Consider the following 8,062-nt stretch of genomic DNA (forward strand, 5'->3'; position numbering starts at 1 on the left):
ATGAGGCCGGCGACGAGGGCGCAGAGGATGGCGAGGAGGCGGCGGTGCATGGGGGCTCAGGAGCCGGTCGCCGGCCTCATCCTCGCCCTCAGCGTGCCCCTGGTACGTACCACCGCCGAACACACGATCCAGACCTCCTTCACCGGCCGCGTCCAGGACACCGCCTGGTTCGCCGACATGGCCGCCACCGCCCTCGAAACAGGACGCACCAGCCGCCTCGAAGCCGCCGCCACCCGCTACACCCGCCTCTACGACTCACACGTCGCCATCGTCGACGCCGACCGGGAAATCATCGTCGCCCCAACCCCCGTCAACCTGAAGGAACCCCACGTACGCTCCGCACTCCTCCAGGCCCTCGCCGACCGGCCCCCCGAACAACCCACCGTCGTCTGGCCATGGGACAACCGCCCCTTCATCCACGCCGACGCCATCAAACGAGACGGTCACATCCTCGGCGCCGTACTGATCGTCTCTCCCACCGACCGAGCACGCTCCGAGGTCGCCGACTACCTCACCCTCGTCATACTCGGCAGCCTCACCGCCCTCACCATCGTCCTGATCGCCGTCGCGACCCCCATCGTCCGCTGGGTGCTGCGCCCCATCCACGAACTCGACCGCGCCACCCACGAAGTCGCCCAGGGCCGATTGCAAACCCACGTCTCAGACCGGGCCGGCGCCCCGGAGCTACGCCGCCTCGCCAACAGCTTCAACGCGATGGCCGACAGCATGCACGCATCCCAGGAACAACAACGCGCCTTCGTCGCACAAGCCTCCCACCAGCTACGCAACCCCCTGACCGCACTTCGACTGCGGGTGGAGAACGTAGAAGACTATGTGAACGACCCCCAAGGCCTGCACGAACTCCACAGCGCGGTCGAAGAGGCCGACCGATTCGGCAAAATGCTCGACGGACTGCTGCGCATGGCCAGAGCGGAAGCCTCCGAAGCGGAACGAACCCCCATCGACGTGTCAGCCGTCGTTACCCACCGCGCCGACGCCTGGCGAGCCGCCTTCGACGCCGAAGGCATCCCCCTCACCACACGGATACCCACCAACATCAACGCACTGTCCCTGCCTGGCTGCCTCGACCAAACCCTCGACACCCTCCTCGACAACGCCCTCAAGTTCGGCGACGGTTCGCCGGTGGACGTCTCCGTGACCCGCACCCCCGCCCCCCGCGACGACGCCGCCGACCGGCCCAGTAGTCGACAGACCGCGGATGAGGAACACGACGTGGTGGAAGTGACCGTACGGGACCAAGGCTCCGGACTGACCGCGGAGGAACTCTCCCAGGCGGGCGGGAGATTCTGGCGCAGCACACGGCATCAAAACATTCCCGGCACCGGCCTCGGACTCGCACTCACCCGCATCCTGGTCGAAGCCGGAGGCGGCGAACTTCACCTGGCCTCGGCGCAACCCCACGGACTCACCGCAACCGTGCGACTACCAACCGCCCCCCACCCCACGACCACCGCCTGAACCGCCACCCCTCAAGGGTGCGACTCCTGATACCAGCGGGCCGCACCCGGATGCAGCTCCAACGGATCAGTGGCAATCGCCGACCGCCGATCCAGCCGCCGAGCCTCCGGATGCGCCCGTATCAACTGCGACTGCCCTTCAAAGAGCAACCGCGTCAGCCAATACGCCTCCGACGCCGGCATGTCGCGACGCACAACCAAGAAGTTGGGCACACTCACCGTCGTCACCGCGCTCTGCGCCCCATAGACCACAGAAGGAACCGTGGTCTCGGTGTAAAGCTCCCCATACGACCGGGTGAGCTCCCCGACCACATCACCCAGGTCCACCAACCTGATCGCGGTGCCACGCCGCAGCTCCGTGATCGCAGCCGTCGGCAGACCCCCACTCCAAAAGAACGCGTCGATGCGCCCCGCGGCCAGAGCTGCCGCGGACTCGCGCACATCCAGCCGCAGCGACGTCACATCCTTCTCCGGCGAAAACCCCGCGACCTTCAACACGCGCTCGGCGATCAGCCCCGTACCCGACCCGTCAGAACCCACCGAGACCCGCAGACCACGTAGCGCCTTCACACTGCGCACCGGGCTGTCCGCGCGAACAACGAGCTGTACATAGTTGTCGTACAACGCGGCGAGCGCCACGACGGGCAGCGGCCGGGAGAAGGGCGGATGCCCGGCCACCGCGTCAGCCGCGGCATCCGCCAAGGCGAAGCCCACCCGCGCCTGGCCGCCATCGACCCTACGCAGGTTGTCGACGCTTCCCCCTGTGTGCACAACCTGGGCCGAGACACCCGGCAAACGCCGCCCGATCACCTCGGCGTAGCCGGCCCCGTACTCCGCGTACACCCCGCCCGGGTTGCCGGTGGCCACAGCCACCTCACCGGACGGACGATCCGGCACGTCACTTCCCGTGCACGCCGTGGCCGACAGCATCACGGCGAGCGCAATGACGAGCAGACGTGCCACCCACATGGGACCAACTCCCTCAACAGCGCACCGCCGGCTCGGGACACATACACGGGCACCGAGACAGCCGCCTGAAACAGACTATCGCTGCCTTGCGCCTCCAACGGGGACGCTGCTCTGCTCGGACTCTTGCGAGACGGGTCGGAACCGTCCTGACTTCTCTGCCTCTCCGCCATGAGCCATCAGACAGGACGGGCCTCGTGCTAAATGAGATGGGGACGCTGCCCGTTGTAACCGAGCGGTGAAGCTGGTGACCGAGCATCGCGCGGAGAACTCATCCGTGAGTGGGCTGCACACTCCAGGTCGCCGTGCGGCGCCGGGCGATGCAGTACGAGAGGAACGCGGCCCAGGTGGCGACCGTACGCACGGACGAACGGGAGAACTGCGCAAGAGGTGGGCGGAGAACAAGGCGCCTGCGCCTGGGCGACGAGGTCCTGAAGTCCGCGACGACCCTCTTCGCCCGGGAAGGCGGCCCCTCACCTCTGGTCCTGGCCTTCGCTGATCGGATGCAGGTTACCGGGTGCGCCGTCGAGTCGATCCTCGCCACCTTGAAACAGGAAGATCTGGAGATCACGGCACGGACCGGGCCTGACACGTTGCTGGGCCGTACAGCGGTCTGACAAATCGGCATTCTGCCAGCCGACCCACAGGGCGCGCTCGGCCTCGGCTACGGGCGTAGTTTAAAGGGACGGGCGACAGAGCACGCGACCCGTTCCGCGGCGGCCTCGCACGGTTCCCCGCGGGGCCCGGCCGGCCGGGCGCATGTCGGGTCGCTCCCGGCCGGCCCACCCGGACCGCTTCGTACACTGCGTGGGAGCGGTGCGGGGGCAGCTCGCCCCCTGCGGGTCGGCTGAGAGCTGAGGAAGCCCAATGCGACGGTGGGCGAGCCGGCCGCGGGAGTCGCTTGCGAGGTTGGTTGGACGTGTTCAGTAGTTGCTGTAGCTAGCCGAGTTCGAACAGCGGCTGATCACGTCATGAGTGCTGCCACTCGTCGCTTGAACCGGTCTCCGCTCGCCACTGCCTCACACTCTCACTGCACCGGAATGGTGGATCCAGGCTTGGCGGGGTGCGGGGTGAGGAGGCGTTCCGCTGCGAAGCGGACTTGAGCGCGGCGCTCTGCGCTCGCACCGGAATCGGCGGCGATCTGGCGTACCTCGGCCGGGGCCATGAGCCAGGACGTGGCCAGGGTGATCAGCATGACCAGTAGGTGGTGCGGTTCCCAGGATGCTTCGACCAGACCGTCTCGCTGAGCTTCGGTGATGGTGCGGATCTTGTGCCGGTACGAATCGAGTCGCTGGGCGGCCAGCGGGGTGGGGCGGGAACCGTCGTGCAGCCAGGCCCAGACGGCCACCCGCTGCAGGTCCGGGCGAGCGGTGAATACGTCGTGGAGACGGACGGTGTAGTCGACCAGATCGGTGGAGATCGGTACGGCCTCGGCCAGCTCGTCCAGCCCACATTGCATGATGCTGTCGAACAGTGATTCCTTGTCGCCGAACCAGGCGTAGATCCGTTCCTTGCTGGCGCGGGCGTTGGTCGCGATCCGATTGATGCGCGCCCCGTCAACGCCGTATGCCGTGAATTCCTCGGCCGCGGCGGCGAGCACACGTTCCTGGGTCGCCAGACCGCGTGTCTGGCGCCGCTCATCCGTGGCGGGCTGCTGCTGGTCGCTCCCCGTTGTCATGCGAACACACTCCAAATTTGTCGAACCGAAGGGTTTGATTCTACCGCCGGGGCCCACTAGCATCCGAACCAGATGGTTTGACTAGCGGATGTGAAGGGCTTCACGATGACCAACCTCCTCATAGTCGTGTCCGCAGCCGACCGCTGGACCCTTAAAGACGGCGCGGCGCACCCTACTGGCTACTGGGCGGAGGAACTGGCCGTTCCCCATCGACTGTTCACCAAGGCAGGGTGGAAGGTCGACATCGCGACGCCGGCCGGAGTGGCCCCTACGGTCGATCCCGTCAGCCTCACCTTCCCGGCGGGCGGTACACCCGGCCGCAACAGAAGACGCGCCGCCTACCTGGACTCCATCGCCCCGCAGCTTCAGCATCCGGGCATCTTGGCGCACAGCGACCCGGACGACTACGACGCGGTCTTCTACCCCGGCGGCCACGGCCCGATGGAAGACCTGGCCGTCGACCCCGACTCCGGGGCCCTCCTCACCCGAACGCTGACGTCGGGCAAGCCTCTCGCCTTGCTCTGCCACGCGGGCGCGGCACTGTTGGCAGCCGAGAACGCAGACGGAAGCTGGCCGTTCGCCGGCTACTGGCTGACCGCCCTGTCCAACACCGAGGAACGGCTTGGCGGACTCAAGCGCAAGGCTCCCTGGCTCCTGCAGGACAGGCTCATCGAACGAGGCGCCAACTACACCAAGGCCGCCCTGCCCCTGAGGCCCCATGTCGAGATCGACCGCAACCTCTACACCGGACAGAACCCCGCCTCATCGGCCAAACTCGCCCACGCCCTGATTGCCGCCGTCACCCGGCGCGCGGCCACGGCCCATCGACCCTGATCCGAGCTACGGAATCAAGGAGTCGGGGAGCAGCTCGGTGGAGCGGATCCAACGAGTCAGTTCGAGTCGGTGGCGGTCGGTGGACACCGAGAGGACGCCAACTCCCAGTTCGTTCCCCGCGTACTCGCCTGCCCCGGCGGATCTCGGTGCTGCCCCGAGCACACGCAACAGGCATACGTGCCGCCGTTCGAACGCCTGTGTTCCAACTCTTGGGCCGATACCCCGTGGAAGGGCGGCGGCGCGGCGTCCTCGCCTCAGCGAGCTCGTGTCGTGGTGGATTGCCCGGGGCGCCGGGAACGATTCATCGCCAGCGGGAGGCTCCGGAAATACACCTTATTCGAGACCACAGACGTATCCGCGTTCTGAAGGGTCCGATCTCCGGCCGCCGCCGGCTCTGCCGGACAACATGATCAATCCAGAAGGGTGCAGCGTGAACACAGACGTGACGTACCGGTCGTACGTGAGAACGGCCGCCGCTGACTTGGCCGGCCGGAGCGAGGTCCGCATGGCCCAACTCGCCAGGGCGACCGAGCAACTGGATCCGCCGTTCGCCGTGGTGGACCTGGATGCCTTCGACTCGAACGCCTCCGACCTGGTGCGCAGGGCGGGCGGCCGTGCCACCATCCGCCTGGCCAGCAAGTCAGTGCGCAGCCGTAACTTGATCAAACGTGCCGCGGAGCGGGAGGGGTATCACGGCATTCTAGCCTTCACCTTGCCCGAAGCGCTGTGGCTGGCAGAAGACCACACCGATGTGGTCATCGGATATCCGACCGCGGACCGTACCGCGCTGAAGCAGCTCGCGGCGGACGACCGCGCCGCCTCACGTGTCACCCTCATGATCGACTCCGTCGGCCAACTGGACTTCATCGATGCCACGGTGGGTCGTTCCCGCCCTGACATCCGCGTTTGCATCGACTTGGACGCCGCGCTGGAACTGGCAGGCGGCCGACTCCACATAGGCCCTTATCGCTCTCCTGTCCGCACCCCCCGACAAGCTGCGGAGCTCGCCCGGGCGATCGTGGGCCGAGCCGGGTTCACACTCGTCGGCGTCATGTCCTACGAAGGACAGATCGCCGGGCAGGGCGACAACCAACCCGGTTCACCTCTCAAGCGAGCCGCAGTCCGCGCGATGCAGCGCCTCTCCACCCGTGAGCTGGCCGAACGCCGCGCCGCGGTCATCGCCGCCGTCCAGACCATCGCACCGCTGGAATTCGTCAACGGCGGCGGCACGGGCTCCATCGAGCAAACCGCGTCCGAACACGTCATCACCGAGATCGGCGCCGGATCAGGCCTTTACGGTCCCGGACTCTTCGACCACTACCGATGGTTCCGGCCCCGCCCCTCTGCCTACTTCGTCATGTCCGTGGTGCGCCGCCCGACCAACAAGATCGCCACCGTCCTCGGAGGTGGATGGATCGCCTCCGGCCCGCCCGCCGCCGACCGCGTGCCCACGTTGAGCTGGCCCCAGGGGCTTCGGATGAACGCCCTGGAAGGGGCCGGGGAAACCCAGACGCCGGTGCAGGGCACGGCAGCGCACGACCTACGACTCGGTGACCATGTCTGGTTCCGGCATGCCAAAGCCGGCGAACTGTGCGAGCGCGTCAACGACATCCACCTCGTGTCCGGCTCGCAGATCGTCGACCGGGTCTCGACCTACCGCGGTGAAGGACACGCCTTCCTCTGACTCCATCCAGGCCCTCCCGGAGGCCCGATGACCGCCAAGTTCGAATCCCCGCTGACTGTCACGGCGGCATCCGCCGAACGGGCTTCCGCCCAAGGACCAACCGAGCCCGTCACCCGTGGCTGGACCACCTTGTTCGGCCTGATCTGGTTCGGCCACTGGATGGCGAATCTCGTCCCCCTCCAGCTGCTGCTCCCCATGCAGATGGAAGCGATCGATCCGGCATCCAAGGTCCGTGACTTCGCCATAGTCAACGGCATCTCCGGTGTCGTCGCCCTGATCGCCCTGCCCCTGTGCGGTGCACTGTGCGACCGCTCCCGCAACCGCTTCGGCCGACGGCGCCTCTCGATCGTCGCCGGCGCCCTCACGTTCGCCGCAGGACTGGTCGTCACCGGCCGGCAGACCACCGTGACGGGCGTCAGCGTGGCATGGTCGGCCAGCCTATTGGGGCTCAGCGCCGCCACCGCCGGACTGACGGCTGTCATCGCCGACCGTGTTCCCGAACGCCAGCGCGGAAACATATCCAGTGCCATCTACGGCCCCCAGGCCCTCGGCGTGGTGGCCGGGATCGCCATCATCTCGTCCTTCGGCCTCGCCCCCGCGACCGGCTACATCGTCCTCGCGGCTCTCCTGATCGCTTGTACCGTGCCGTTCCTGGTGGTCCACCGCGATGCCGGATACGGAGCAGAGCCCCGACTGCGGCTGAGCACACTGATCGTGTCCATGGCCAGCTCACTCAAGAACCGCGAATTCGCCTGGGCCTTCGGGGGACGGCTGCTGGTCAACCTGGCCAACTCACTGGGCACCTGCTACATGCTCTACTTCCTTACCGACCATCTGAAGGTCTCGGATCCGGAGACCAGCCTCCTGACCGCCACCGGTGTCTACGTACTGGCCGGGGTGCTGGCCACCACGGTGGCCGGTGTCCTGTCGGACCGTCTCGGCCGACGACGGATCTTCGTCGCATCGGCCGCGATCCTCCAAGCCGTCTCTGGCTTCCTCCTGGCCGGCTCCCCTGCCATGTCGACCACGCTGATCGCTTCGGCACTCATGGGCGGCGGCTTCGGCGCCTACATGGCCGTCGACCAGGCCCTGATCACGCAAGTCCTGCCCGATGCCGAAAACCGAGCAAAGGATCTCGGCATCATGAACATCGGCTCGGTCGTCCCCCCGACACTGGCTCCTCTGATCGCCAGCTTCATCATCACCGAAGAAGGAGGGGGCTATCCGCTGCTCTTCACCACCGTCGGCGCGATGGCAGTGGTCGGCGCAGCACTCGTCTACCGCATTCGTTCCGTCAGGTGAGAACACAGGAGGTCCGCCAGAACCCGGAAGCGCCCCGACATCTGAGCCCTGAAGTCCCCAAGGACGCTCCAGACGAATTGGTTCACTTCACCCATACGAGGCAGACATGATCCACGGCAC

7 protein-coding genes are annotated in these 8,062 nt (G+C 67.0%); 5 read left to right on the plus strand and 2 right to left on the minus strand.

Annotation, left to right across the window (positions count from 1 at the left end):
- The first annotated feature begins 48 nt into the window (after nucleotides 1–48).
- Nucleotides 49–1,479 carry a sensor histidine kinase gene (locus tag ADK55_RS07600; RefSeq protein ID WP_053676705.1) on the plus strand — a complete coding sequence of 477 codons (1,431 nt, stop codon included), beginning with the start codon at nucleotides 49–51 and terminating at the stop codon, nucleotides 1,477–1,479.
- An 11-nt stretch (nucleotides 1,480–1,490) separates the two neighbouring features.
- Here ADK55_RS07600 and ADK55_RS07605 read toward each other — a convergent pair whose 3' ends face one another.
- A complete protein-coding gene (locus ADK55_RS07605; RefSeq protein ID WP_159041303.1) occupies nucleotides 1,491–2,441 on the minus strand; it encodes a TAXI family TRAP transporter solute-binding subunit in 951 nt (316 codons plus the stop codon).
- Between the two features lie 284 nt (nucleotides 2,442–2,725).
- Here ADK55_RS07605 and ADK55_RS07610 point away from each other — a divergent pair, with 284 nt between their 5' ends.
- Nucleotides 2,726–3,061, plus strand: a complete 336-nt coding sequence (locus tag ADK55_RS07610; RefSeq protein ID WP_053676707.1) for a hypothetical protein — start codon at nucleotides 2,726–2,728, stop codon at nucleotides 3,059–3,061.
- 410 nt (nucleotides 3,062–3,471) lie between these two features.
- Here ADK55_RS07610 and ADK55_RS07615 read toward each other — a convergent pair whose 3' ends face one another.
- A complete protein-coding gene (locus ADK55_RS07615) occupies nucleotides 3,472–4,122 on the minus strand; it encodes a TetR family transcriptional regulator (protein ID WP_053676708.1) in 651 nt (216 codons plus the stop codon).
- A gap of 105 nt (nucleotides 4,123–4,227) precedes the next feature.
- On the opposite strand from ADK55_RS07615, the gene ADK55_RS07620 reads away from it, so the two are divergent.
- The 3 genes from ADK55_RS07620 to ADK55_RS07630 all read left to right on the plus strand — a co-directional run bounded on the left by ADK55_RS07620 (nucleotide 4,228) and on the right by ADK55_RS07630 (nucleotide 7,942).
- Nucleotides 4,228–4,956, plus strand: coding sequence for a type 1 glutamine amidotransferase domain-containing protein (locus ADK55_RS07620; RefSeq protein ID WP_053676710.1), 729 nt, complete (start codon nucleotides 4,228–4,230; stop codon nucleotides 4,954–4,956).
- Nucleotides 4,957–5,461: 505 nt separating this feature from the next.
- Nucleotides 5,462–6,640 (plus strand): amino acid deaminase/aldolase, encoded by a 1,179-nt coding sequence (locus ADK55_RS07625; RefSeq protein ID WP_053676711.1) that lies wholly within the window; start codon nucleotides 5,462–5,464, stop codon nucleotides 6,638–6,640.
- A gap of 27 nt (nucleotides 6,641–6,667) precedes the next feature.
- Nucleotides 6,668–7,942: an MFS transporter gene (locus ADK55_RS07630; protein ID WP_053676709.1), complete on the plus strand. Its 1,275-nt coding sequence runs from the start codon at nucleotides 6,668–6,670 to the stop codon at nucleotides 7,940–7,942.
- The last annotated feature ends 120 nt before the right edge of the window (nucleotides 7,943–8,062 follow it).

Origin of the sequence: Streptomyces sp. WM4235 (genome assembly GCF_001279725.1) — a bacterium.
Lineage (GTDB): Bacteria > Actinomycetota > Actinomycetes > Streptomycetales > Streptomycetaceae > Streptomyces.

Bases quoted from the DNA above. Each gene is read 5' to 3' on its own strand.
- ADK55_RS07600 (WP_053676705.1), top strand. From the start codon at position 49: ATGGGGGCTCAGGAGCCGGTCGCCGGCCTCATCCTCGCCCTCAGCGTG.
- ADK55_RS07615 (WP_053676708.1), bottom strand. From the start codon at position 4,122: ATGACAACGGGGAGCGACCAGCAGCAGCCCGCCACGGATGAGCGGCGC.
- ADK55_RS07620 (WP_053676710.1), top strand. From the start codon at position 4,228: ATGACCAACCTCCTCATAGTCGTGTCCGCAGCCGACCGCTGGACCCTT.
- ADK55_RS07625 (WP_053676711.1), top strand. From the start codon at position 5,462: ATGGCCCAACTCGCCAGGGCGACCGAGCAACTGGATCCGCCGTTCGCC.
- ADK55_RS07630 (WP_053676709.1), top strand. From the start codon at position 6,668: ATGACCGCCAAGTTCGAATCCCCGCTGACTGTCACGGCGGCATCCGCC.